The following is a 26,411-nucleotide window of genomic DNA, read 5'->3' as shown; positions in this document are numbered from 1 at the left end:
GAGCCAGGATCAAACTCTCATAAAAAAGATTGATTCGTTCAGAATTAACACTTGGCTAATTCATCCCTTTTTACTGTTTTAAAGGATCGTAATCAATTCGTTATCTCCCTGTGAACAGTTCGATAACCCGTTGAATACTTTCGATCGTTCAAACAAAAATTTTATAAAACTTCATTTGAATTTTCGAGGATGTGTTTTACTGTTCAGTTGTCAATGTTCATTCGTTTTCTATAACCAAATCGATTGTGTTGAAAATCTTTCAGCTCAATTCATTTTGGTTGAATTGTTTTGTCGCATCGCTGCAACGATGTATACTATATCATCATTGCGAATGTATGTCAACAACTTTTTTCATTTTTTTTGCGTCTTCTCAATTACAAAAGTAAATTCCATCTCGTAGTGGAATTTAACCCTTCCAAAACCCTCCGCATTTAAGGATGGAATCCTGCTATTGCGTATTGTAAAACTATCATCCTCCGCAAGACGGCCGGGCGACGCAAATTAAGATTTTCACAGAATCGTCGCCCTTCACAAGACAGCCGGGCGACGCAAATCAAGAATCACCTATCATATTTTCATGCTTTTTTGAGTGCATTGAGGTACCCGATGGCTTCCCCGATATTGGATACTGGTATCAGATTGATCGGTGAGCTTTCCCGGACTCCCGACAGAGCGCGCATACAGGATTTTGGAAGAATGACGGTCCGAAATCCCAATTTCTGGGCTTCACGGACTCTTTGTTCAGCCATTGCCACGGAACGGATTTCTCCGGAGAGGCCGACTTCGCCGAAGACTACCGTGTCTGCGGGGATGGCAATATCTCTTGCGCTCGACGCGATCGCGAGAAGAATGCCCAGATCTACAGCAGGTTCTGTCATTTTCACTCCGCCGGTGATATTCACATAGGCATCGCTTTGTGACAGATTGATGTGTACTCTTTTTTCCAGGACGGCCATAAGGAGATTTACGCGATTATAATCCGTTCCGTTTGCAGTTCGTCTCGGAAATCCGAAATTACTGCGACACACCAGCGCCTGAATCTCAATCATGATGGGGCGGGTACCTTCCATCGAACAGGCGACGACAGAGCCGGATGCGTCAGTCGGTCTGCCGTCCAGCATGTACTGCGAAGGGTTCGCCACCTCTTTGAGCCCCTCTGCGCGCATCTCAAATACGCCGATTTCGTTTGTCGAGCCGAAACGGTTCTTTGCCGCGCGGAGGATCCGGTAGGACTGACTTCTGTCTCCCTCAAAATAGAGCACGGTGTCTACCATGTGCTCCAGGACTCTGGGTCCGGCGACATTTCCCTCCTTCGTCATATGACCGACAATGAAAATCGGAATCAGCATGGTCTTCGCAATGCGGAGCAGCACCCCGGTCGATTCCCTGACCTGAGAGACATTCCCGGGCGATGACTGAATGTCCTCGTTGTACATCGTCTGAATGGAGTCAATGACAACCATGTCCGGCTTCTCATGCTCAATGACTCCCTCGATATCGGTAAGGTTTGTTTCGCACAACAGTTTGAGATTGTCGCTGAAAGTGCCAATGCGCACGGATCTCAGTTTGATCTGCTGCAGGGACTCTTCTCCCGACACATAGAGCACCCGGACGCCCTTTGCGGTGAGATGCTGACACACTTGAAGAAGCAGGGTCGATTTTCCAATACCCGGGTCTCCGCCGATCAGAATCAGCGATCCTTTTACGATACCGCCGCCAAGTACACGGTCCATCTCACCAATGTCTGTCCGGGTCCTCTGCCCGGATGAGACATCAATCTCCGAAAGTGATTTCGGTTTCAAGCGCTCGCTATTTCCTGCAGATGACAGCCCGGTGCTTCTTGTACCGGATTTCTTTGTCGAAACGAGTTCTTCCACAAACGTATTCCACTGGTGGCAGGAGGGACACTGACCCATCCATTTTGCGGATTCATATCCGCAGTTCTGGCAGAAATAAGCGCTCTTTTTGTCTTTGCTCATGTAAAATCTCCTGAAAAAGGCTCCGGAATCCTCCGGAGCCTGGTTTTTGTTCATATCAATTCCGCTTAACTTCGAGTCGGTTCGGACTTTCACTCAATCTTTACGTCCAAACAGGTTCGGACTTCATTCAATCTTCGCATTCACGCCTGTTCGAACTCATTCAATCTTTACGTTCAAGCAGGTTCAGACCTTTACAATCTTCACGCTTACAGATTTTCCTTCGCTGAGTTCAACACTGAAGGAGAGCTTTCCACCCATATTCGTGGTCATGTGTCCCACATTCACATCGTCGAGAAGAACCTGATATTCTGTATTCTCAGCGGCGCCAACCGTGATTTCTGCGTCTTCCGGTCCTTCCACAGAGAAGGAGATCTCCTGATCTGTGATCTTGAGATTTCTTACCGCAGTGCCGGGAACCGATTCATATACAAAGGTTTCGTTGCATTCCAGTTTTGTGATTTCCCGGTAGGTTTTTACTTTGTACAGATTGCCCTTGAATTCAAAATCTCCCAGCTTTTTCTTTGCGTCCAGCTCATAATTGCCAAAGCTCAGTGTTCCGTCATTTTCTGCGCGAAGCAGTTCCTTAACGACAGCCATTTTTTTGTACTCCTTCTGCTATAGAATATTCGTGTATCTGACTGACAGATACTTTCGGCGGTCCGCCTCCCCTTCTAACGCGGATGACGTGCCCGCCATTTAATCTTTGCAAATATTATACGATATTCGTGTTTTTTTCTCAACAGGCAGGATTGTGAAATTGTGATATACCGGCAGTTCGCTGTCCTTCGGCAATCATTTTTTCTGTGTCCGGAAGATAATCTTGTCATCCCGGCAGCTCACCGAGACGTGGTCTCCGCTCCGGATCGAGCCTTTTAGAATCTCCTCCGCAAGTGGATCCTCGATCCTGGTCTGGATGGCGCGTCTGAGCGGTCTTGCTCCGTATTTGCTGTTATAGCTTTTCTCAATGAGGCTATCCTTTGCCGACGCGGTGACAGTCAGACGAATGTTCATCTGATCGCTGCAGCGCCGGATCAGATCTCCGAGGAGAATATCGACGATCCGATGCATCTCCTTCTTGCCGAGGGAGTGGAACACCAGAATCTCATCGATACGGTTCAGAAACTCCGGACGGAACATCTGACGGATCTCATCCATGACCTGATCCTTCATATCGCTGTAATTCCGTTCTTCATTGTCCTCTGATAAAAATCCAAGATGCTTCGGCTGCACTATCCGGTTTGCGCCGGCATTCGAGGTCATGATGATGATGGTCTCCTTGAAGCTCACATTTCTTCCCTGCGCGTCGGTGATGTGTCCGTCGTCCAGCACCTGAAGAAGAATGTTGAAGACATCCGGATGTGCTTTTTCGATCTCATCGAAGAGGATGACACTGTACGGGTGACGGCGCACTTTTTCTGAGAGCTGTCCGCCTTCATCGTACCCGACATAACCGGGCGGTGACCCGATCAGCTTGGATACGCTGTGCTTCTCCATGTACTCAGACATATCCACACGGATCATGGCGTCCTCACTTCCGAAGATTGCTTCCGCCAATGCCTTGGACAGCTCCGTCTTGCCGACACCGGTCGGACCCAGGAACAGGAACGAGCCGATCGGGCGATTCGGATCCTTCAGGCCGACCCTGCCTCTCCGGATTGCCCGCGAAACGGCAGACACTGCCTCATCCTGTCCGATGACACGCTTGTGCAGAATACTTTCGAGTCTCGCCAGCTTTCTGGATTCCGATTCCGCGATTTTCGAAACCGGAATCCTGGTCCACATGGATACTGTTTTTGCGACGTCCTCTGCGGTAACCTGTTTTCTTCTGCCGGACCCCTTCTTCTCACTTTTTTCCAGACAGCTCTCCAGTGTATTCTGCAGTTTCTGAACCCGGGAGGCGCTTGCGAAATCGTTTTTCCGGATAAAATCTTCCTTGATGCGACGCATCTCAAGGATGCGGTCTTCCACAGACGCCCGGTCTGCGGCGGTCCGGGTAAGCTTTTGTACGCTCTGCTCGAGTTCGTCTACAGACTCTGACCCGACCCCGGCTTCGTCTGACGCAGTCCCCGGTTCATTCGCGGAGTCTGTTCTGCCATCGGCAGCTTCTGCCGCGCGTCTGAAGTCTCCCAGCTGGACGCTCGCGGACGCCTCATCGATAAGATCGATCGCCTTGTCCGGCTGGAAGCGGTCGTTAATATAACGGGTGCTGAGGCGCACGGCCGCGTCCAGTGCCTCGTCCTGTATCCTTACGCCGTGGTGTGCTTCATAGAGCGGGCGGATTTCCCGAAGGATCTGAAGGGTTTGCTCCGAAGTGGGTTCCTCAACGGTGACCGGCTGAAATCTTCGTTCCAGCGCGGCATCCTTTTCAATGCGCTTACGGTATTCCTCCGTAGTAGTCGCGCCGATCAGCTGAATCTCACCCCTTGCCAGGGACGGCTTCAGAATGTTTGACGCATCCAGAGCTCCTTCTGCTCCTCCCGCGCCAATAATCGTATGGATTTCATCGATGAAGAGCAGAATGTTACGGTCTGCGGTTACTTCTCCGATCACCTTCTTGATGCGTTCCTCAAATTCACCTCTGTACTTGGAACCCGCAACCATGGAAGAAAGGTCCAGTGTGACCAGGCGTTTTTCCGCCATAGCGTCCGGGACATTTCCCTCAGCGATTCTCTGAGCAAGGCCTTCAACAATTGCAGTCTTTCCCACACCCGGTTCACCGATCAGGCACGGGTTGTTCTTTTTCCGGCGGCTGAGGATCTCGATGACACGGGTGATTTCCCGCTCTCTACCGATCACAGGATCAAGGATGTGCTCCCGTGCCATTGCCGTGAGATCTCTGCTGTAACGATCCAGTGTCGGTGTTTTGCCGCTCTGCTCACCGGATTCCGAACGGATATCGTCGACTTCGCTCTGCATCTGTTCCTCCGTCAGTCCGGCGGTTTTCATCAGAGCCAGATAGAGCTTCTGCATATTCACGATTTCCGTGGAATGAAGCAGCTTGTAGGCGACAGAGTCGGAATCCCGGAGGATCGCCATCATGATGTGAGTGGTTCCTGCCAGCCGATGGCCCTCTCTGCCGGCAATCCGGACTGCCTCATCGAGTATCTTCTGTGCTTTTACCGTGAATTCCGGCTTGTAGCACACCGGAGAGTCCTCCGCCGGTACAATCATGGAGCTGATGAATTTGTTCAGAATTTCTTCCGTCACTCCAAAGCTTTTGAGCACAGCTGCCGCGGTGCTGTTCTTTGTCCTGACAAGCCCGAAAAGGATATGTTCGGTTCCAATGTAGGACTGGCTGTTGTCCGTTGCCATTTTTTTCGCAAGGGATAGAGCTGTGCGCGCATTCGATGTAAACTGATTGTTCATATTGTTATCTCTTTTTCACTTCTTTTCTCATCAGGTTTTCCGAACTTGATTTGAAAAAAGCCCGGGGATGCTTGTTCCCGGGCTGATCATTTCGGATTATTTGTTTCTGCCGTGACAGTATTTGTATTTCTTGCCGCTTCCGCAGGGGCAGGGATCGTTGCGGCCGATTTTCTTCGGCTTCACAATAGTGCCGGACTTCTTCTGTTCGAGATAGAGAGCTTTCTTCTTTTCCGCGGAAAAAATCAGGTCCCACTCCGGCAGGTTGTATAACCAGTCTGCCTTTGCGTCAACCATGTTCTTGTAGAGCTTTTCCTTGTCGAAGCCAAGGTTTACCTCGGTGTCCTCTGTCATGGTTTCAATCGGATTCGGCACCTTCAGGGAATCGTTGATCCCGTCCAGAAATCCGGTCATCGTCATAACGTCGATCTTGTATCTATCCGCAAGCTCCTTGACCGTACCCTTTACTACCTCATTCGGGTTCGTCAGAAGCTTCTCATATATTCCCTTCTCAACAAGGAAATAATCCTGCCAGAACTTCTGAAGTTCATTCTTATTTGTCTCTTTATTGTAGGCAATTGCCTGCCAATCCTGTAATAAGGCCATTTCAAAATACCATCCTTCTGTTTTCTAAATGCCGCGCGGCTGTCTTCGGATCCGCCCCAAACGATAGGATGCCGCAAGCATTCTAAAACAGTATAGATGAATCCGCATAGAATTTCAAGTCTGGAAACTTCTCGTTCTCATTTCTGCTTTGTCTGTGGACTTTTTTCTTCCTCTTCGGAAGCATCCCCGGTGTTTTCCATCCGTTCCGGCAGCAGCGTCACAAGGGTATTCTCGATCCTGTGATCCTGAATACGGTACACGCGGATATGCATGGCGTCCGTATCCAGCTCGAAATGGCTTCCGTCCTCGGGGACGTAACCGAGGCGGCCCAGAATATAGCCTCCGAAGGTGTCGTAGTCCTCGTCTGGAAGATTTCTGCCAAGGGCCTGATTCACCTCATCGAGGGATGCGCCGCCCTGGATTCGCCAGGTTGTCGGAGAAATCTTGATGATGTCGTCCGGTTCATCCGTCTCGTCGTCTTCCGTAAGATCCCCTACCAGAACCTCGAGCAGATCCTTCATGGTGATCACGCCGTCCATTCCGCCATATTCGTCCAAAACGATGGCGAAGTAATTGCCTGTGGTCTTCATGTGCTGAAACATAACATCCGCCTTGACCGAACCGGGTACGAAATAGGCAGGATCGACCGCGCGGGCCATAATTTCCTCCTGTGTTGCGCCGCGAAGGCGGAAATAATCCTTCGCATCCAGAACGCCAAGTACATTATCCGGAGTTTCCCGCACAACCGGGAACTGGTCGTGACGGCTCTCGTGAATGGTTTTCTCCCACTCCTCGAGCGGATCCTCCTCATACAGGCAGGCGACATCCTTCCTGTGTGTGCAGATCTCATCAACAGAGATGTCATCGAACTCGAAGACATTGCGGATCATCTCCTGCTCATCCGAATTGATGTTGCCGTGCATGGTTCCCCGGTCTACCATCATCTTGATTTCGTCCTCCGTCACATTCATTCTCAGACTCGCAGGATCGATCCCGTTGAGCCTGAGGATTCCGTTTGAGATGCCTGAGATGATTTCCGTTAACGGGAAAAAAATCACGCCGAAGAAGCGATACCATCCGGCCAGATCACACGCGGTCCTGGCCGTTTTTCTTCCGGCAAATGCCTTGGGAAGAATATTTGTCAGAATCATCAGAATGGCAGTGAACACAAGGACACAGATCACTGTGACGGCTGCCCGGGCAGCGCCATCGCCTACGCTTATTCCCAGTGCTCCGCAGAGCTTATCCAGGCAGACTGCGGTCAGCGCAGCTGAGCTCCCCACGATACAGAGCATATTCAGTGTGTGAATCGAAGTGAGAAATCTTCCGGAATTTCCCTTCAATTTCTGAAGATAGGGAACCGCCGTATTTTCTTCTTCCTTCAATTCATCAATCTGTGTGTCTGTCAACGCAAGTACGGCTGTCTCACAGGCGGTAAATACTGCCGAAAGCGCAATCATCAGGATCGTCAGGATAACGTACCATATCCAGGGACCACTGTCCATTCGTTATTTCCTCCAAATCAATCGTTCATAAGTTGTATAAAAAAGCATTGCCGTATGTCAAACGAGATAAAACACGCTGCGCGAGTTTTATCTCGCTATCGCGACGCTCGCCGCACACGAATACTTCGCATTCGGCTGCGGCTCACTGTTCGCGTAAACAAAGAGGCTTCCGAACCGGAAGCCTCTGATCCGAAATCACCCGATGAAATTTCAAACCTGAAACCATCTGATGAAATTTGAAAATTCCAAAGTGTATTATCTGAAGTAATTTACACCGGATTCAAAAAGCTTCATGTCTTTTTCACCGTAGATGTTGACGGATACCCCGTCTCCGCGGCGTTCCGCATGGCACATCTTGCCGTATACGCGTCCGTCCGGGCTGGTGATTCCCTCAATGTTGAAGTAGGAGCCGTTAATGTTCCAGTATTCATCATCGGTGAAGTTCCCATCGAGATCACAGTATCTGGTGGCAATCTGACCGTTCTCCTGAAGTCTGCGGATCCACTCGGAGTTCGCCGCGAATCTTCCTTCTCCGTGAGAAGCAGGCATCGTGTAAATGCCTCCCAGCTCTGTTCCGGCAAGCCATGGGGATTTATTGGACACAACCTTGACATATGCCATCTTGGAAATATGCCGATGAATGGTGTTGAAGGTCAGCGTCGGCGAGTCCTCCTTCTGACCGGTAATCTCGCCGTTCGGTACAAGACCGAGCTTGATCAGTGCCTGGAAGCCGTTGCAGATGCCCAGAGCAAGTCCATCTCTCTTCTGCAGGAGGTCATTTACCGCTTCCTTTATGCTTGCGTTCTGGAAAGCAGTCGCGAAGAACTTGGCAGATCCATCCGGCTCATCTCCGGCAGAGAAACCACCCGGGAACATGATGATCTGGGACTGTTCAATCGCCTTGCGGAACTCCTCCACAGAATCCACGATATCTGTTGCGCTCAGATTGCGGAATACCTTTGTGATGGTTCTGGCTCCGGCCGCCTCGAAGACTCTCGCGCTGTCGTACTCGCAGTTGGTTCCCGGGAATACAGGGATGAATACGGTTGGCTGCGCGAGCTTGTGGCCGCACACATAGATGCTGTCTGCTTTGAATAATCCCTTGTCCTCAACGCCGGTATCCTTTGCGGGAACGCCGGAAACGGTCTTGAACACGCCGCTCAATGTCCCGTTCCACGCGTTCAGAGCATCGTCCATGGAAATGGAGGTATTGCTGTAACGGAATACTCCGTCGCCATTTACCTCACCGATAACCGTGTAAGAAGAAGCAAGCTTACCGACCTGATCGGAAGGTACCTCAAGGATAAGGTCTCCGAGATACGGGCTGAAAAGGTCTCTCGCATCCACACTGTGATCAATGGTAACGCCGAGCTTATTACCGAACGCCATCTTGCTTACCGCGACAGCAATTCCGCTTCTCTCGACAACGTAGGCAGCCTTGACCCGTCCCGCCTCGGTGTCTTCATGTACCCTGCTGTACAGATCCATAACCTGATCATAGACCGGCAGCTCGTACTGATTCTTCGGAATGCGGATCCAGACCAGCTTGTCTCCCGGGGTCTTCAGTTCCGGTGTGATCACATCCTTCAGTTCCGCGACATCTACCGCGAAGGACACAAGCGTCGGCGGAACATCGATGTCATTGAAGGTACCGGACATGCTGTCCTTGCCGCCGATGGAAGCAAGACCGTACTCGATCTGCGCCTCATACGCGCCGAGAAGAGCCGCAAACGGCTGGCTCCATCTTTCCGGATCTTCTGTCATTCTGCGGAAGTATTCCTGGAAGGTGAAATGAATCTTGTGGAAATCACCGCCTGCCGCGACAATTTTCGCGATAGACTGTGTCACAGCGTAAACTGCTCCGTGATACGGGCTCCAGCTTGACACATAGGGATCGAAGCCATAGGCCATCATGGTGACGGTATTGGTCTTCAGATCCGGAACAGGAACCTTGGCGATCATGCTCTGCGTCTCGGTCAGCTGATATTTTCCTCCGTAAGGCATCAGAACGCTCGCGGCGCCGATCGAGGAATCGAACATCTCGACCAGACCCTTCTGAGAGCATGCATTCAGATCCTTGAGAGAATCCAGCCATTTTACCTTTACGTCGTCAATATCTCCGCTTCTCTTAAGAACGCTGTCTGCTTTATTCGGAATATCGACCTTTACATCGGTCTCCTGATGCGCGCCGTTGGTATCCAGGAAGGCGCGGGACAGATCCGTGATGGTCTTTCCTCTCCAGTTCATCACAAGGCGCGGCTCTTCCGTAACGACAGCGACCTTAACCGCCTCGAGATTCTCTTCGTGTGCGTACTTCAGGAACTGATCCGCATCCTTCGGAGATACTACCACTGCCATCCGCTCCTGGGATTCGGAGATTGCCAGCTCTGTGCCGTCAAGACCCGCATACTTCTTCGGAACCTTATCCAGGTCGATCCGGAGTCCGGGAGCAAGTTCACCGATGGCAACGGAAACACCGCCTGCGCCAAAGTCGTTGCACTTCTTGATGATGTGACTGACCTCCGGGCGGCGGAACATTCTCTGCAGCTTCCGCTCTGTCGGCGCATTACCTTTCTGGACCTCTGCACCGCAGGTCTCAAGGGACTGTGTGGTATGAATCTTGGAGGATCCCGTCGCTCCGCCGATTCCGTCACGGCCGGTTCTGCCTCCGAGCAGAATGATGATGTCGCCCGGGTCCGAATTCAGCCTCTGCACCGCTCTTCTCGGAGCCGCGCCCATCACCGCGCCGATCTCCATACGCTTCGCCACGTAATTCGGGTGGTAGATTTCCTTGACATAGCCGGTTGCAAGACCAATCTGGTTTCCGTAGGAGCTGTAGCCGTGCGCAGCCTGTCTCGTCAGCGTCTTCTGCGGAAGTTTGCCCTTCATGGTTTCAGAAACCGGAACGGTCGGGTCCGCCGCTCCAGTGACACGCATCGCCTGATACACATAGGTTCTTCCGGAAAGCGGATCACGGATCGCGCCGCCCAGACAGGTCGCAGCGCCGCCGAAGGGTTCAATCTCTGTCGGATGGTTGTGCGTCTCATTCTTGAAATTGATGAGCCACTCCTCATACTTTCCGTCTACATCGACCGGAACGATGATGCTGCAGGCATTGATCTCATCAGATTCCTCCTGATCGGTCAGCTTTCCATCCGCCTTCAGCTTCTTTGCTGCAAGGCATGCCAGATCCATCAGGCAGATATATTTTCCGTTTCTTCCTTTATAAAGGACGTCAAAATCATGACGATACCGGTTGTAGCTGTCCTCAATCGGAGCCCTGTAATCACCGTCACCGAAGGCAATGTTCTTCAGCTCGGTCGAGAATGTGGTGTGACGGCAATGATCGGACCAGTAGGTATCCAGCACGCGAATCTCGGTAACGGTCGGGTTTCTCTTCTCATCGTTCGCGAAATAATCCTGAATGAATTTGAAATCCTTGAAGGTCATCGCCAGGTTGAGGGACTGATAGAGATCCTGCAGCGCGTTCTCGTCCATCTCGATAAATCCGTCAAATACCTTCACATCTGCCGGCTCTTCAAAGCTCATCACGAGGGTTTCCGGCTTCTCGGCGGCACTTTCACGGGAATCAACCGGATTGATGCAGTGTCCCTTGATCACCTCCATGTCCTTGTCGCTCACATCTCCGTCAATGACATAGGTGGTGGCAGTGCGGATAATCGGCTGCTCATCGCCCTTCAGGAACTGTACACATTGCACGGCGGAATCTGCTCTCTGGTCGAACTGGCCGGGAAGGTATTCCACGGAGAATACATGGGCGTTCTCCGCCTTCGGAAAATCCTCTTTGTACAGAGTATCAACCGGCGGCTCGGCAAATACGACATGGCATGCCTTCTCGAATACCTCGTCGCTGATGTTCTCGACATCATACCGGATAAGGATTCTGACATCGTTCACACCGGAAACGCCCATATAATGACGGATCTCGTGGCTTAATTCCTTCGCCTGACCGGCAAATTCCGGTTTTTTCTCAACATATACACGTCTTACCTGGCTCATTCTTGCTGTCCTTTCCTATTTCTGAAAGTATAGACTGTTACGGCATCTGTATGGAAGGTCTTCATAAAGCCGGATTTTCCCGTCCCTGAAGGCCGATCCGCATATTCAGATACAGAATAACACAGTTTTACCGACAAGTAAAATCAAAAACAGGCGATCTGCCGGCCAATTTTTTTCATAAAAAATTCATCTTCTTCTCACCAACACGTTAAAACTTAATAAAATTTTATTATTTCATCTTTACAGAACGGGTCTTTCGAAGCAAAATATAGCTTGTCAATCAGAGTCCTGATACGTGACATTGAAATACGTCACATTGAAAAATACAGATTTTGGAGTTGGAATATGGTAATACATGCAGTTCTGCTTGCACTCGGCATAGTGGTTGGATTGTTTCTGTTCTATCTTTGGGGTATTCATCCGAGAATCGATGGAAAGAGAAAACAGAAAACGCTGGATCTGGCAAGATGGGATTTTGCCCACCGCGGCCTGTGGGATATGACGCAGAACATCCCGGAGAATTCGCTCCCCGCATTTGCGCGGGCGGCTGACCAGGGATACGCGATTGAGCTTGACGTGCATCTGACGAAAGACAAGAAACTCGTCGTTTTTCACGATGACTCCCTGATGCGTGTCTGTCATGTCCGGGGAACCTGTGAACGGATGAATGCGGAGGATCTCATGAAGCTTTCTCTTTCCTTCACTGAGCATCACATGCCGCTTCTGGAAGATGTCCTGCGCCTGGTAAATGGAAGGGTCCCGCTTCTGATTGAGCTGAAACTTCCTTCGGTCAGCACGGAACTCTGCTGCTATGTGTATGATCTTCTCAAGGATTATCAGGGTCCCTGCCTGATTGAGTCTTTCAATCCTCTGGGCCTTAGAAAATACAAGCAGCTGGATCCTGACGCGATTGTCGGCCAGCTTTCCGGTAAATACACGGCAAAAGACAGGCTGAATCCGCTGATCGCCCTTCTTTCCTCTTCGCTTCTGGTTAATGCGCTCAGCAGACCTGACTTTGTCGCTTATAACTTCCGCACGTCTGATGCTTTTGGTTTTTATCTGAATCAGAACCTGTTCCGGATTCCTGTTTTTGCCTGGACGGTGAGAACTTCCGAGGAATTTCGGAAATGCAGACATGCCTATGACGGAATCATTTTTGAAAAATTCCTGCCGGCTGAAATTGCATGATGAAAATTGAGGGTAAAATCAATGATTGAAGAACCGGGATACCTCAATGCCCTGAATGATTAAGGAGGATTTTTTATGCTGACATCTGTAGCGGCGTTTTTCCGATCCAGAAAACAGTTCTGGATTCTTCCCGCCTATGCGGTCTTCTATTCTCTTGTATTTCGTTATCTGGAGAAAACCATCCGGAATCCGGGAAGCTATCATCTGATCTACTGCCCGCTCGACCGGTATATACCTTTTATTGAATATTTTGTTGTGTTCTACTTTTCCTGGTTTGTATTCATGTTTCTTGTGTTCGGATTTTTCACCGCAATCAACCGGGATGTAACGGAATATCACCGCTTCCTCCTCTATCTTTTCTCGGGAATGACTATTTTCCTGATCGTCTCGGCGATCTATCCGAACGGGCTGGATATCCGTCCCGCAGCGCTTCCGAATCACAACATCTTCAGCCGGATGGTCGCAAGGCTGTATCAGATGGATACACCCACCAATGTTTTCCCGAGTATCCACGTATACAATTCCCTCTCCGCTGCCCTGGCAGTCAATAACTGCAAGATGCTGAAGAATTACAAGGGCCTCCGGATCGGAACCTTTACGCTGGCTTTTCTGATCATTCTCTCCACAATGTTTCTGAAGCAGCATTCCGTATACGATGTCGCCGGGGGAATCTTCATGAGCATTATTCTGTATCGTCTGATTTACCAACCGGCAGAAGCTGCGGAACCGCAGGCAGAGGCTGACAGCTTTGCCACTTCCGGGAGGTAACCGGTCTCAGGCAGCCGGCATCAGCCCGGTTCCCTATCAGCCGGGTTTGAATCCTGTCTGGTATTAAATTCTATTCAGAATAAATTTTCTACAGGATCGGGTTCCATGAATTCTATAAATCCAGAAATGACAAAGGCGGATATCAGATATCCGCCTTTACTTTCTTTAATTTGGCGAAGGATGCAAACATCCTCTTGATGCCGAAGTTTTCAAAATCGACCGTCACCTCGTAGTCTCTCGGCCCGTCCTTGATCTCTTTCACTGTTCCGATTCCGAACTTCACATGTCTGACCGTGTCTCCGGTCTGATAATCCAGATGATCCGGCTTTGATACCCGGAATTCTTCCAGGCGGAACCGGCCCTTCGCGTTCTTTCCGCCCGGGCGGGATACGGACGGATTCCGGTATCCGGAGCTGCCATAACCGGAGCTGCCGTAGCCGGACGCACCGAACCGGTTTTTCTCTGCTCCGGATGAGCCGTATCCGCTTCCGGATACTCCGCCCGACGTGCCATATCTGTTCCCGGATACTGTACTGCCCGACGTGCCATATCCGCCTCCTGTCCGGTCATATCCGCTTTCCTGTCTGCCCATGCCCATGATATCATCAAAGGACAGCTTCGGAGGATTCAGGAAATTCCGGGTGTCTGTCGTCTCCCGCTCCAGCTCGATATATTCCCGCGGGATTTCCCTCACGAATCGCGATGCCTTCAGGAACTGCGGCTCGCCTCTCACCATCCGCATGCGGACCGCCGTCATCGTGAGATCCTTTCTGGCCCGTGTGATTCCTACATAGCACAGGCGGCGCTCCTCTTCCATTTCCTCCGTGTCATGTTCACTGATCGAAAGGTAGCTCGGGAAGGTATTTTCCTCCATTCCGGCCATGTAGACATTGTCAAATTCCAGCCCCTTCGCGCTGTGCAGCGTCATCAGGAGCACATAATCGCTGTCCTCCTCTACGCTGTCGATGTCTGCCACGAGTGAGACCTGCTGCAGAAAATCCGAGAGCGAGGGTGTCTCCGCTGAGTTCGTGTAATCCTCCGTCTTTGAAATCAATTCATTGATGTTCTCGATGCGGGCCTTAGCCTCATCGTCTCCCTGCGCCTCCAGCTCCGCGACATAACCCGTCTCCGAGATGATCAGCTCGAGGATTTCGCGGACAGTGTAGCCGTCCGCGTTCAGGCTCCGGTATTTTTCAATCAGATTTGTGAATCCGCGAATCTTTCCCGCGGCACGTGACATGCCCGGGATCCGGTCCACCTCCAGAAGAGCGTCGTAGAAGCCGATGTTCTTCTCCTGTGCGTACTGCTCCACCTTACCGATGGAGGTCTGCCCGATTCCCCGCTTCGGGATGTTGATGATCCGTTCGACGGCGAGGTCATCGCTGCCGTTATCTACCGTCTTCAGATAAGAAAGCAGATCCTTGATCTCCCTGCGGGCATAGAAATTGATGGCACCGACAATCTTGTACGGGATATTCCGGGCGATAAATTTTTCCTCGAAGATACGGGACATCGCGTTAGTCCGGTACAGGACCGCAAAATCATGATACGCCATTCCATCCCGGCTGCATTTGCTGCTGATGTCGCGGGCAATATACTCTGCCTCCTGATATCCGTCGTCAAACTCACGAAAATGGATCTTTGATCCCTCTGTGTTCTCGGTCCAGAGCTTTTTCTTCTTTCGGCCGACGTTGTGAGCGATTACTTCGTTCGCCGCATTCAGGATGTTCTGCGTAGACCGGTAGTTCTGCTCCAGTCGGATCACCTTCGCGCCGGGATATTCCTTTTCGAAGTTGAGAATATTGCGTATGTTTGCTCCCCGGAACTTATAGATGGACTGGTCATCATCGCCGACTACACAGAGGTTGCGGTACCGCGAGGCCAGAAGCTTCACAAAAAGGAACTGAACGGTATTGGTATCCTGGTACTCGTCGATCATGATGTACCGGAATTTTTCCTGATAATAGGACAGGACATCCGGCTCCCGGCGGAACAGTTCGACGGTCAGTACCAGAAGATCATCAAAATCCAGCGCGTTATTCTCCTTCAGCCGCTTCTGGTAGGCATAATAGCATCTCGCATACTGCTTTTCGACCCATCCGGACGCATTTTTCTCATATTCCTCCGGTCCGATCATCTCGTTTTTTGCCGAGGAAATCTGACGAAGAATCGCCTTCTCCTTATAGACCTTCGGATCCAGCTCCAGCAGGCGGATTACCTCCTTCATGACCTGTCTGCTGTCATCCGTGTCATAGATGGTGAAGTTATTCTCGTAGCCGATAAGATTGATGTATCTCCTCAAAATCCTGCAGCAGGTGGAATGAAAGGTGGAAATCCAGATGCTCTCGGATCCGGCCGTCACCAGCTGATCGACGCGCTCCCGCATCTCTCCCGCCGCCTTGTTCGTGAAGGTGATCGCCATGATATTCCACGGGCTCACCTGTCTCTGGGAAATGAGGTACGCGACCCGACAGGTCAGCGTCCGTGTTTTTCCGGAGCCTGCGCCCGCCAGAATCAGAAGCGGCCCTTCCGTCGTTGTGACCGCCTCCCGCTGCGGGGCGTTTAAACTGCTCAATATGTCATTCATGAATCAATTCCTGTCTTTATTTTTGCGAAATTCCTCATCTGCGTTTTACGCAAATTCCTTTCCGGTTGCCTCGAGAGCCGCGGCAATGACCTTATCCATGTCGTAATACTTGTACTGCCCCAGCCGGCCGCCGAAGATCACGCCGGTCTCCTTGTCCGCCAGTGTCCGGTACTTCTGATACAGACTGTTGTTCTCCTCATTGTTCACCGGGTAGTACGGCTCCATGCCTACCCTCCACTCGGAGGAGTATTCACGGGAGATGACGGTCTTCGGCTGTGTCCCGAATTCAAAATGCTTGTGCTCAATAATTCTGGTATAGGGCACATCCCGGTCCGTATAATTCACCACAGCGTTGCCCTGGTAGTTCTCCTCGTCCAGAACCTCTGTCTCAAAGCGGACACTCCGGTACTGAAGCGGTCCGTAGCAGTAATCAAAATATTCATCGATCATTCCGGTGAACACGGTCTTCGCCGCGATATCCGGGTTGCTCTTCCGGAACTCGAAATAATCAGTTCCGGTCATGACATCACTGCCCTCAAGCATCTTCTCGATGATCTGCGTATAGCCTCCCATGGGAATGCCCTGGAAACGGTCGTTGAAATAGTTGTTGTTGTAGGTGAAGCGGCACGGGAGCCGGCGGATGATGAAGGCGGGAAGCTCGGTGCAGGGACGTCCCCACTGCTTTTCCGTGTAGCCCTTCACCAGCTTCTCATAGACATCTGTTCCGACAAGAGAAAGCGCCTGCTCCTCCAGATTCTTCGGCTCAGTGATGTGCAGACTCGCGATCTGCTCCGCGATTTTATCCTTTGCCTCCTGCGGCGTGCGGATATTCCACATCCGGCTGAAGGTATTCATATTAAACGGAAGGTTGTAGAGCTCATCCTTATAGACAGCAATCGGGGAATTGATATAGTTGTTGAATTCGGCGAACTGACTGATATATTCCCAGATCTGCCTGTCCGAGGTGTGAAAAATATGCGCGCCGTATTTGTGAACGTTGATTCCCTCAATCTCTTCCGTGAAAATATTTCCGCCGATGTGATCTCTTTTGTCAATCGCCAGACAGTGGAATCCCCTCTTCGTCGCCTCATGGGCAAAAACAGCACCGAACAGACCTGTTCCGACAATCAGATAATCATATTTCATTTTCCTATCCCTCCTGCAATTACTAATATATTTTTGTAACGATTCCGCACGTACAGATCTTTCAGATCATCATGGCGCCCATCTGCGAATTCAGTCATCCGATTCAGCGCGTACAGATCATTCAGATCGTCATGGCGCCCATCGTTGACAGAATCGAGCTTACCAGAATGGCAAGAATCCCGATCGGACAGAGATACCGGATCAGTACATAAAAGAACTTTTTCAGATGGAAGGTCACATTGTTCTGCTCGACCTCCTCGATCAACGCCTGCGGCTTGATGATGTAACCCACAAAAATGCAGGTCAGGAGCGCGAGTACAGGCATCAGGATGCTGTTGCTCACAAAATCCAGAAGATCCAGAATCGACATACCAAAGATCTTAAAGGAAGAAAAAGCGCCGTATCCGAGAGAGCAGACGGTTCCGATGATCATGCAGTATACCGTCATGATGACTGTCGTCTTCGTTCGTCTCCATCCGGTGCGGTCCATGACATTCGAAACAACCGCTTCCAGAAGGGAGATCGATGAGGTAAGCGCCGCAAAAAGTGTGAGCGCAAAAAACATCAGACCGATAAATCTCCCACCCGGGAAGGCATCAAACACCTTCGGCAGTGTGATAAACATCAGGCCGGGTCCTGCGTTCAGCATGGATTCATCACCACCCGAGAAAATGTATACCGACGGAACAATGATCATGCCCGCGAGGATCGCCACAAAAGAATCGAAAAATTCAATCTGGAATACCGATGTCTCGAGATTGTCTTCCTTCTTCATATACGAGCCGTACGTCACCATGATGCCCATGGCGATGGACAGGGAGTAAAAGAGCTGTCCCAGAGCACCGAGAATCATTTTTCCACTGAGCCTGGATACGTCCGGCTTCAGGTAATAGCGAAGACCCGCCGCAGCGTCCGGCCTTGTGACCACATAGACCGCGATGATGACGATCAGGGCCAGCAGAACCGGCATCAGAATCACGCTTGCCTTTTCGATTCCCTTGTCAACACCGAGGAATACAACCACAGCAGTCAATCCCAGAAAAACCGCCATCCAGAGGATCGGCTGCGCGGTAGTACTGATGTAGCTGCTGAAAAATCCGTCGTTCGCGGCTTCCATGTTCTGACCGGTAAGAAATACAGCAAAATATTTCGTGACCCAGCCGCCAATCGTGCAGTAGTACGGCGTGATGATCATCGGGATAATCATGCCGAGGATTCCGCAGATGTTGCTTTTTTGTCCCAGCTTCCGGAAAGCTCCGATAGAGCTCTGTCTGGTTTTTCTTCCGATCGCGATTTCGGCCAGAAGAAGTGCAAAACCGAACGTCACTGCCAGAATCACATAGGTTAAAAGAAAAATGCCGCCGCCATATTTCGCGGCCAGATACGGAAATCTCCAGAGATTTCCGAGACCGACCGCGGATGACGCCGCCGCCAGCACGAAGCCGATTTTGCTTGAAAATGCCGAACGCTGTTTTGTGTCCATCTTTTATACCGCCTTCACTTAAGATGTAGTCTTAGACATCTGCCGCAGACCAGAATGAATCTTCATGAATCTTCGTCTGCCAAAACAGATGGGTAAAAGTATAGCACAAAACTTTATGCGGCGCTATCCGCATCGCAGTGGATTTCATTTTTCTTTATCACTACGCCGCGTAAAACCTCTGCCGAGCTTTCTCGTCTTGGGTCGTTTACCAATGCGATCGTTATTACACCTTCTTCACGATGGCTGTGATCAGCCTGCTGAACTGATCCGCCACCCGATCTGCCGTTTCCTGCACCTCCCTGTGCGAAAGCGGTTTATCGGATATTCCGGCAGCCATGTTGGTGATGCAGGAAATTCCGCATATTTCCATGCCCATATGCCTTGCCGCGACCGCCTCACAGGCAGTACTCATTCCCACGGCATCGCCGCCCCACGCTCTGCACAATCTTACCTCTGCAGGCGTCTCATATGCCGGCCCGGTGAACTGCACATAAACGCCCTCACGAAGCCCGATTCCCAGATTTTCTGCCTCCATCCGGATGATTTCCTGCATGCGTCGGCTGTAAATCTCACTCATATCGGGGAATCTCGGACCGAGCTGATCCGGATTTTCACCGATCAGCGGGCTCGGAACCGCCGTCGCAATCTGATCCGTAATCATCATCAGATCCCCGGGCCGGAAATCAGGATTGACGCCGCCCGCCGCATTCGTCAGAATCAGCTTCTTCGCCCCCAGCAGGCCCATCAGCCTGACAGGGAGTACTACATCCGTCATCGGGTAGCCCTCATAATAATGTACTCTTCCCTGCATGATCACAACGGGGATATCCTGAATCCACCCGAAAACAAATCTTCCCTTGTGTCCGGCGACCGTTGAAACCGGGAAGCCTTCGATTTCCGAATAATTAATGATCTCAGATATCCGCACATGATCTGCGTATTCCCCGAGACCGGAACCGAGAACCAGGGCTGTATCCGGCACAAAATCTGTCTTGCTCCGGACACAGGCAAGACATTTTTCAAGTTTTTCCATAATCATCATTCGCCTCCCGATTTTTCTTTTCCCTACTGATCTTTGTGCTTTTTTCTGTTTCTGCAAGAATCCGGACCGCTATCTTCTCTCCCTGTCTTTCCGGATTAGATTCCGGACGGCACCGACTGCGGTCCGCACCGCCTGATCCGTATCCAGAACAACCGGATTCTCAAGTCCCAGCTTCTCCCTCTCCTGATTCGCGATTACCAGAAAGCAGGCGCCCGCCCTGGCCCGCAGCTTGCCGGCACAGATAAACAGTGCCGCCGACTCCATCTCGGACGCGAGACAGCCCATCATCTTCCATGCATTCCATTTCTGAATCAGCTCATAACCGGCCGGCATCTTCTCCGGCTCGTGCTGTCCGTAAAAAGCATCCTTACTCTGCACAACACCGTAATGGCATCGAAATCCCTGCTCCTGTGCTGCGCTGACCAGGGCATTGGTCACATCAAGATCCGGTACCGCAGGATATTCGATCGGCGCATATTCCCTGGTGGTGCCTTCCATCCGCACCGCTCCTGTCGCGATGACGATATCTCCGCTTTTGACATCCGTCTGTATGCCTCCGCAGGTGCCGGTCCTCACAAAGGTATCCGCGCCGCAGCGGTACAGCTCCTCCATTGCGATCGCCGCCGACGGCCCGCCAATTCCGGTCGATGTTACACTGACCTTTTCACCGTCCAGATATCCGGTGTATGTCGTAAACTCCCGATTCTCTGCAATCTTCTCGGGTTTATCCAGATATTGCGCAATTTTTTCACAACGCTTCGGATCACCGGGCATAATGACATAGCGTCCCACCTCGCCCCTGCAGGTCTGAATGTGATACTGCCTCTCCGGATCCTTCGAATAATTCTTCAATGAAAAAACCTCCCTTCCGGATGATCATTACCTGATGCTATTTTACAACAAATCCATATCTCTGCGGGCAGAAAATGCAGCGCTGTGCGCCTGTTATTGAACAAAAAGCGCTTCCTGAAATCTGTTTCACTTTATGTCACGATGCGTTATAATGATAAACAGGTCCTGCAGTATTATAGATGCTGAATTGCAATGGTTTTCCGACTGCGGAGCCCGGCCGTTATGTTAATCGAAACAGAAAGAACATCTTACAGATGGTGAGAAGGAGGATTTTTGTATGAGCAAGACTTTAGTCGCATATTTTTCCGTAAGTAATACAACCAAAGCAGTTGCGGAGAAGATCGCGGAAGAGGAAAAAGCAGATATCTTCGCGATTGTTCCTGAGAAGCCTTACACAAAGGAGGATCTGAACTGGAAGGACAAGCAGGCAAGATCTACGGTTGAGATGGCGGATCCGAACTGTCATCCCGCTATGGCTGAGAAGACTCCGGATCTCAGTGCGTACAAGACGGTCATCCTCGGATTCCCGATCTGGTGGGGAAGAGAGCCAAGTATTGTAGACACCTTCCTGACCTCCGCCGATTTCGCGGGAAAGATCATCATTCCGTTCTGCACCTCCGGTGGAAGCGGCATGGGAAGAACATGTGAGCGAATTCAGAACATCGTCGGCAAGGATGCAAAAGTCATGGAGGGACGCCGTGTCGGCGGAGAAGTCTCCATGGAAGATCTGAAGCTCTGGTTTGACGGTTTCCAGGAGTGGAACTGAGTTCTCCCATCGTTCTGACAGCCCTGCGTCAAGTGGGCCATAAGCCCTATCCGCTTACCGGGTGTTTGAAGCTGAATGCAGTCACACCGCTTGCGTCAAATGGGTGGTGAGCCCTATCCGCACACCCCAGGGCGTGAAGCTGTATGAGTGATAAACGAGATAAAACACGCTGCGCGAGTTTTATCTCGCTATCGCGACGCTCGCCGCACACGAATACTTCGCATTCGGCTGCGGCTCACTGTTCGCGTAAATGAACAGCTCGCCGTGCGCGTCCAGATGGGCGTGTGCGGCGAGCTGTCGTTATGGTTGTCCGGAAAACCGGGAAAGTTCAATTCTTCTGGCTGTCTGGGTTCGGAAAACCCGGAAAGCTCAATTCTTCTGGTTATCTGTGCCCGGAAAGAACCGGCATCGCATCCGCTATCAGGGATGCGTCATCACCCAGGAAAATGCCTTCGCCGTTCTCCCATCCGAATCCCGGAAGTGATTTCCCTCATTCCACTCCAGGGTACAGGAAATCTTCTGGCTTTGAAGGATCTCATATGTCTCACGGATTCTGTCTCCCACAGTTGCCATGACCGCATTGCGGGTCCGCTCCTCCCTGTCTCCGAGGCTCAGATACACCGATTTGCTCTGAATTTTGTGCTCTCTCATGTAACCGGTGAACCCCGGAAACCACACGGAGGGAGACGCGGCGGCAGCTCCGCAGAACCGGTCCGACTGACAGGCCGCCCACAGGGCAAACAGTCCGGCGAGAGAATATCCTCCGATGTAGTAATTTCTTCTGCCGGAATCGTTTCTGCTGCCGTCTTCACAGTACTTTATGATTTCTTTCAGTGTCACGCACGCCCCGTCGCCAAAGGCTTCCTTTCCAAATACCGCCGGCGCCTTCCATGGAGACAGATCCCTGTTCCAGTCATCCACCAGAAAGGCGGTCAGCCTGAAATCCTTTCCGGTATCCGCATGAATCAGCCTGATTTCATTTTCAATCAAAGCCAGATCATGATCATCCACCGGCTGAAGAAGGATATTTTCTGCCGTACCGTCTCCATATTCAAATATCTTCATAAATTAAATCCTTTCCGGCTTTGCAGCCGGGAGCGAACGATGCCCCAGCAGTCTTTTGGGTTACGCATAGTGCTCCGGCCTTCGAAGCGAGAGGTACGGACGCGTCTTTCGTTGCGCAGCACATCCCGCAAGGTCTGTCTCCGCGATCAGCAGTTCTTCCTGATCTCCCGCCAGTGTCGTCAGGTTTCCGTCAAAATCTGACACAAGGGATTCCCCGGAGAATTCCATCTGTCCTTCCGTGCCACACCGGTTGCACATTGCTATATTGACAATATTCTGAAACGCCTGCGTCCGGATCTCCCAGCGAAACATCTCAGCCGGCTCAGCCTTCGTATTCGCTGTGGGGATCAGAATCAGCTCCGCGCCGCGGAGCGCCTCTGTGCGTATGCTCTCGGGATAGTGCCGGTCAAAACACACAACGATACCGATTTTTCCAAACCGGGTGTCAAAAACGGAAAAACCGTCATCCGAAGGCGTATAGTAATCCTGCTCATAGAACTGCTCACACTCGGCGATATGTACCATTTTCTGCGTTCCAAGGATCGTTCCCCCGTCATCGATCAGAAAGCTCATATCATACCGATGTCCGTTTTCCTCCACATAAAAATTCGGTGACGCGTAGATGCCGTTTTTCCGGCAGACATCACAGAATTCCCGGATATATCTGCTGTCCCGTGACAAAAGATACGCGGAAGCGTCTCGAGACGGGTACTGCGGGAAGAAGGGTGAAAGCTGAATTTCCGGGTAGCAGATCAGATCCGCGCCTTCTGCTGCCGCCCTCTCCGCAAGCCGCACTGACTTTTGAAAATTATCTTCCATATCTGCTGTTGTCTTCATCTGTGCAAGCGCAATCTTCATTTATTTTCTCCTGATCACAGCCTTATATCGTGCAGCCCTGGTTTTTTCCGTGGTGTTTTGCCAGATACATGGCCTTGTCCGCATTGTTGATCATAGTCTGGCAGTCTTTTCCATCACTCGTGATGCCGATGCATGCAGTCAGTGGTATTTCGACGTTCCCGTACTTTACGCAAGCCTTACGAATTTCACTTAGCAGATCGGATGACAGTTTCGAGAGATCTGTCCCGGGATCTCTGACCAGACCCACGAACTCATCTCCTCCATACCGATAGAAATCAATCTTTCTCGAAACGCCGAAATTCAGGAGCAGACTGCCGAGCGCACGCAGACATCTGTCTCCCGCGGCGTGCCCGTAACTGTCGTTAATGTCCTTAAAGTTGTCAAGATCAAGCATGATCGCCGCTGCGATTTCCCTCGGCTGTTCTTTTTCATCCTTTTCAAGAAATTCATTCAGGCTGAGACGGCTGTACAGACCGGTCAGATGATCATACCGCCTGTCGCGGTCCGCCTTTGAGTACATCTCCATTGCCATCCTGACCTGCTTCTGCAGAAGCTCCTTCTCCTGTTTTCCGTGAAGACGCTCGATCTCCAGCTCCTGAATATGTTTTGCCTCCCTGGAAATATCCACGCCGTATAGGATACTTTCAATATGGCCGTTCGAAGGGTTGTCAATCAGATGGGTGGTGATTCTGGACCAGCGGATTGATCTGTCATCGTAGTAGGATTCAGTCTCGTGCACGATCTGATGCTGATTGTTCTGATAGGCTTTCAGCTGCGCATCCCTGCAGAAAATCCGGAAGAATTCCTCCTGTCCCTCCGGCGTGGGCACAAAGGAACCGATCCTTTGAATCAAACTGTCGACATTTTCCATGTTCTGCATATTCCTGGCATTCTGGGCGTGTCCGCCGGAGCTAATCCACCTGTCCGCAGTCAGATCCATGTGAAAAACGCCCTGTCCGTCCGGAAGCGCCTCGAGAATGGAGCGGATCTGACCGGTATACCTGGTCTGCGCGGCTTTCGTTTCTGTGATGTTTCTTCCGTATTCCATGAAGACCCTTCTGCCGTTCCAGGTTGTGAACCGCGCCTTCAGCCGGAAGATATGCTCACCGTCATCCGTCTCGATTTCCTTCTCTGTCTCATCTCCCATCTGCTTCATCGGGCAATGCCCGCACGGCGCGTTCAGCCCCAGCATGTACTCGTAGCACTTTCTTCCCTGATACGGTTCGTCGGGATGACCGGATATATTCAGTGTCATCTCATTGGCGAAGACCATGGAGTAATCCTCCGGATGACACACCTGAATAAACTGACCGGAGTGATCGACAAGGTCCAGAAGATTGTAACTGTCTACCTGCTGTCCGGCAGTTTCGCTCACCTGGGAATTCGGAGAATCCATCTGGTCAAGCGTCTCCTGATAGGAGATTAACAGATTACGGAAATTCTCCTCGCTCATCGGGCGATAGAAATAGTACCCCTGGATATAATCGCAGCCGGCTTTCCGAAGAAAATCCGCCTGGCTTACATTTTCTACGCCTTCCGCGACAACCAACGCACCTGCCTTGTGACATACATCAATGATTGCGGTAATAATACTGCGTGTAACCGGCTGGCTCTCGATCCGGTCGATGAAGGTCTTGTCAATCTTGATGATATCAATCGGGAAATTGCCGATCATGCCAAGCGAGGAATAACCCGCTCCGAAATCATCCATCAGAACTTTTGCCCCGTTCTTCCGGAACTGGGAAAGGTAATAAGCGCAGTTTTCCTTCAGAACCGCCACGGAGGTTTCCGTCACCTCATAATTGATCATACCGTCCGGAAGCCGGCTCTGCATCCGGTAGCTGAAGATGTCGTTTATCATCTGATCATTGTAAAAATCCTGCCGGGACAGATTGATGGAAACAGGAACATACTTCAGGCCCTTTTCCTGCATGAATTTCTGGAATTGATATACCTTGCCAAGCACAAAATGGTCGAGCTGTGAAACCAGACCGTTTTTCTCCAGTTCCGGTATAAAGTCACCAGGTGATATCACTCCCATCTCCGGATGTTTCCAGCGCACCAGAGCCTCCGCGGAACTGATCCTCCCATCCGAGCATCGAACAACCGGCTGAAAATAAACCTTCAGCTCATCTCTCAGCAGGCTGTCCTGAAAGCTGGACAGAATTCCGGCGCGGTTCACATACCTCTTCCGCATTTCCAGATCAAAGATCGCGAAGTTTCCCGTCTCGCGATGGTCTGACGCTTCTTTTGCCAGAATTGTACGATCCACCATCTTTGTGACGGACTCTTCGCGCGAATCAATCGGATAGATTCCGCAGCGCAGATGCAGATTTACACTCTGCAGATCATTTGTCCACTGCAGATTCAGAAGCTCATCCAGACGATTGAGATCCAGCACATTCTTTTTTACCAGAAAAATAAACCAGTCTGATTCCAGACGCGCGGAAACGGACGGGCAGAGCCAGCTGTTCTTCAGCGTCTGAAAAACATACAGAAGAATCTGGTCACCACATGAAATCCCGAAGGTCTCGTTCATCGCCTTGAAATTCCGAAGGTCAAACATGATCATTGCATACTTGCGCGGATCATCCCGAAGGAAAATCTGTTCCGTCTCCCGGATGAATCCCTTCCGCGAGAACCCTTCAGTCAGAGAATCAAAATATTCATGTTCCAGAAGCCTGGTCAACTCTGCGCGGGATTGTGGAAGTCTTGCGGATATTGTCTCACTCTCGCCCACAGTACTGAGAACCAGCGCATGACCGGTGCTTCCATCCTGAAGAGTCATATTCACGGCATCAACCGTCTCATATATGCCCCTGATCGGGTCAAGATATGTCTGCGGCCCGTAGATATGGTTTGCCACAGGACATGGGGGACATGGCTCATCCAGATTCATGAGGCATTTGTAGCACTTTTTCCCTACTTCCAGCCCCGGATACAACTCAAGAATCGTATCGTTGCAGCTGATTACATTGTAATTATTGTCGATGACATATACACCGGAAGACTTATTACTCATATTGTTTCTTATTCTAACCCGTTTCTAACCCGTAATTTTTTCGCGGGAGCCGCAATTGATGACCCCGCATGAATACCTTTGTCCTGTTACCGAATCCCTGATGATCTGATTCACACTGAATGTACTGCGCCGACAATCACCGGCGTTCTGATCTGCATTGC

General features: G+C 50.9%; 17 protein-coding genes. 3 read left to right on the top strand and 14 right to left on the bottom strand.

What is annotated here, in order from left to right; translation table 11 throughout:
- Positions 1-575 precede the first annotated feature (575 nt).
- The 6 genes from radA to ACTNDI_RS11075 all read right to left on the bottom strand — a co-directional run bounded on the left by radA (position 576) and on the right by ACTNDI_RS11075 (position 11,473).
- Positions 576-1,979, bottom strand: coding sequence for a DNA repair protein RadA (gene radA / locus ACTNDI_RS11100; RefSeq protein WP_441101049.1), 1,404 nt, complete (start codon positions 1,977-1,979; stop codon positions 576-578).
- A gap of 183 nt (positions 1,980-2,162) precedes the next feature.
- Complete coding sequence (locus ACTNDI_RS11095) at positions 2,163-2,576, bottom strand: endosialidase (protein ID WP_441101048.1); 414 nt, start codon at positions 2,574-2,576, stop codon at positions 2,163-2,165.
- Between the two features lie 195 nt (positions 2,577-2,771).
- Entirely contained in the window at positions 2,772-5,345 is a 2,574-nt protein-coding gene (locus tag ACTNDI_RS11090; protein ID WP_441101047.1) for an ATP-dependent Clp protease ATP-binding subunit, read from the bottom strand.
- Between the two features lie 96 nt (positions 5,346-5,441).
- Positions 5,442-5,948, bottom strand: a complete 507-nt coding sequence (locus ACTNDI_RS11085; protein ID WP_441101046.1) for an SEC-C metal-binding domain-containing protein — start codon at positions 5,946-5,948, stop codon at positions 5,442-5,444.
- A 137-nt stretch (positions 5,949-6,085) separates the two neighbouring features.
- Positions 6,086-7,453, bottom strand: a complete 1,368-nt coding sequence (locus ACTNDI_RS11080) for a hemolysin family protein (protein WP_441101045.1) — start codon at positions 7,451-7,453, stop codon at positions 6,086-6,088.
- A gap of 255 nt (positions 7,454-7,708) precedes the next feature.
- Positions 7,709-11,473: a phosphoribosylformylglycinamidine synthase gene (locus tag ACTNDI_RS11075; protein WP_441101044.1), complete on the bottom strand. Its 3,765-nt coding sequence runs from the start codon at positions 11,471-11,473 to the stop codon at positions 7,709-7,711.
- Between the two features lie 345 nt (positions 11,474-11,818).
- Between ACTNDI_RS11075 and ACTNDI_RS11070 the strand changes: the two genes are divergently transcribed.
- Positions 11,819-12,661 (top strand): glycerophosphodiester phosphodiesterase family protein, encoded by an 843-nt coding sequence (locus ACTNDI_RS11070; protein ID WP_441101043.1) that lies wholly within the window; start codon positions 11,819-11,821, stop codon positions 12,659-12,661.
- Positions 12,662-12,736: 75 nt separating this feature from the next.
- On the top strand, positions 12,737-13,429 hold the full coding sequence (locus ACTNDI_RS11065) for a phosphatase PAP2 family protein (protein ID WP_441101042.1): 693 nt from the start codon (positions 12,737-12,739) through the stop codon (positions 13,427-13,429).
- Positions 13,430-13,571: 142 nt separating this feature from the next.
- Here ACTNDI_RS11065 and ACTNDI_RS11060 read toward each other — a convergent pair whose 3' ends face one another.
- The 5 genes from ACTNDI_RS11060 to udp all read right to left on the bottom strand — a co-directional run bounded on the left by ACTNDI_RS11060 (position 13,572) and on the right by udp (position 20,539).
- Entirely contained in the window at positions 13,572-16,016 is a 2,445-nt protein-coding gene (locus ACTNDI_RS11060) for an ATP-dependent helicase (RefSeq protein ID WP_441101041.1), read from the bottom strand.
- Between the two features lie 45 nt (positions 16,017-16,061).
- Entirely contained in the window at positions 16,062-17,162 is a 1,101-nt protein-coding gene (gene glf, locus ACTNDI_RS11055; protein ID WP_441101040.1) for a UDP-galactopyranose mutase, read from the bottom strand.
- A 121-nt stretch (positions 17,163-17,283) separates the two neighbouring features.
- Entirely contained in the window at positions 17,284-18,645 is a 1,362-nt protein-coding gene (locus ACTNDI_RS11050) for a sodium-dependent transporter (RefSeq protein WP_441101039.1), read from the bottom strand.
- 223 nt (positions 18,646-18,868) lie between these two features.
- Positions 18,869-19,684, bottom strand: a complete 816-nt coding sequence (locus tag ACTNDI_RS11045) for a purine-nucleoside phosphorylase (protein WP_441101038.1) — start codon at positions 19,682-19,684, stop codon at positions 18,869-18,871.
- 72 nt (positions 19,685-19,756) lie between these two features.
- Entirely contained in the window at positions 19,757-20,539 is a 783-nt protein-coding gene (gene udp, locus ACTNDI_RS11040) for a uridine phosphorylase (protein WP_441101037.1), read from the bottom strand.
- 277 nt (positions 20,540-20,816) lie between these two features.
- Between udp and ACTNDI_RS11035 the strand changes: the two genes are divergently transcribed.
- Positions 20,817-21,305 (top strand): flavodoxin, encoded by a 489-nt coding sequence (locus tag ACTNDI_RS11035; protein ID WP_441101036.1) that lies wholly within the window; start codon positions 20,817-20,819, stop codon positions 21,303-21,305.
- Between the two features lie 420 nt (positions 21,306-21,725).
- Here the strand turns inward: ACTNDI_RS11035 and ACTNDI_RS11030 are convergent, their stop codons facing one another.
- From ACTNDI_RS11030 to ACTNDI_RS11020, 3 genes are read right to left on the bottom strand one after another with little or no spacing between them, the layout of a single operon-like run.
- A complete protein-coding gene (locus ACTNDI_RS11030) occupies positions 21,726-22,370 on the bottom strand; it encodes an esterase (RefSeq protein WP_441101035.1) in 645 nt (214 codons plus the stop codon).
- 60 nt (positions 22,371-22,430) lie between these two features.
- Positions 22,431-23,228 carry a carbon-nitrogen hydrolase family protein gene (locus ACTNDI_RS11025; RefSeq protein ID WP_441101034.1) on the bottom strand — a complete coding sequence of 266 codons (798 nt, stop codon included), beginning with the start codon at positions 23,226-23,228 and terminating at the stop codon, positions 22,431-22,433.
- Positions 23,229-23,250: 22 nt separating this feature from the next.
- On the bottom strand, positions 23,251-26,250 hold the full coding sequence (locus ACTNDI_RS11020; RefSeq protein WP_441101033.1) for an EAL domain-containing protein: 3,000 nt from the start codon (positions 26,248-26,250) through the stop codon (positions 23,251-23,253).
- Positions 26,251-26,411: the final 161 nt, after the last annotated feature.

The organism is Bilifractor sp. HCP3S3_D3 (assembly GCF_052063915.1).
GTDB lineage: Bacteria > Bacillota > Clostridia > Lachnospirales > Lachnospiraceae > Bilifractor.
This window is presented reverse-complemented; position numbering and strand designations above follow the sequence as displayed.

Bases quoted from the DNA above. Each gene is read 5' to 3' on its own strand.
- radA (WP_441101049.1), bottom strand. From the start codon at position 1,979: ATGAGCAAAGACAAAAAGAGCGCTTATTTCTGCCAGAACTGCGGATAT.
- ACTNDI_RS11095 (WP_441101048.1), bottom strand. From the start codon at position 2,576: ATGGCTGTCGTTAAGGAACTGCTTCGCGCAGAAAATGACGGAACACTG.
- ACTNDI_RS11090 (WP_441101047.1), bottom strand. From the start codon at position 5,345: ATGAACAATCAGTTTACATCGAATGCGCGCACAGCTCTATCCCTTGCG.
- ACTNDI_RS11085 (WP_441101046.1), bottom strand. From the start codon at position 5,948: ATGGCCTTATTACAGGATTGGCAGGCAATTGCCTACAATAAAGAGACA.
- ACTNDI_RS11080 (WP_441101045.1), bottom strand. From the start codon at position 7,453: ATGGACAGTGGTCCCTGGATATGGTACGTTATCCTGACGATCCTGATG.
- ACTNDI_RS11075 (WP_441101044.1), bottom strand. From the start codon at position 11,473: ATGAGCCAGGTAAGACGTGTATATGTTGAGAAAAAACCGGAATTTGCC.
- ACTNDI_RS11070 (WP_441101043.1), top strand. From the start codon at position 11,819: ATGGTAATACATGCAGTTCTGCTTGCACTCGGCATAGTGGTTGGATTG.
- ACTNDI_RS11065 (WP_441101042.1), top strand. From the start codon at position 12,737: ATGCTGACATCTGTAGCGGCGTTTTTCCGATCCAGAAAACAGTTCTGG.
- ACTNDI_RS11060 (WP_441101041.1), bottom strand. From the start codon at position 16,016: ATGAATGACATATTGAGCAGTTTAAACGCCCCGCAGCGGGAGGCGGTC.
- glf (WP_441101040.1), bottom strand. From the start codon at position 17,162: ATGAAATATGATTATCTGATTGTCGGAACAGGTCTGTTCGGTGCTGTT.
- ACTNDI_RS11050 (WP_441101039.1), bottom strand. From the start codon at position 18,645: ATGGACACAAAACAGCGTTCGGCATTTTCAAGCAAAATCGGCTTCGTG.
- ACTNDI_RS11045 (WP_441101038.1), bottom strand. From the start codon at position 19,684: ATGATTATGGAAAAACTTGAAAAATGTCTTGCCTGTGTCCGGAGCAAG.
- ACTNDI_RS11035 (WP_441101036.1), top strand. From the start codon at position 20,817: ATGAGCAAGACTTTAGTCGCATATTTTTCCGTAAGTAATACAACCAAA.
- ACTNDI_RS11030 (WP_441101035.1), bottom strand. From the start codon at position 22,370: ATGAAGATATTTGAATATGGAGACGGTACGGCAGAAAATATCCTTCTT.
- ACTNDI_RS11025 (WP_441101034.1), bottom strand. From the start codon at position 23,228: ATGAAGATTGCGCTTGCACAGATGAAGACAACAGCAGATATGGAAGAT.
- ACTNDI_RS11020 (WP_441101033.1), bottom strand. From the start codon at position 26,250: ATGAGTAATAAGTCTTCCGGTGTATATGTCATCGACAATAATTACAAT.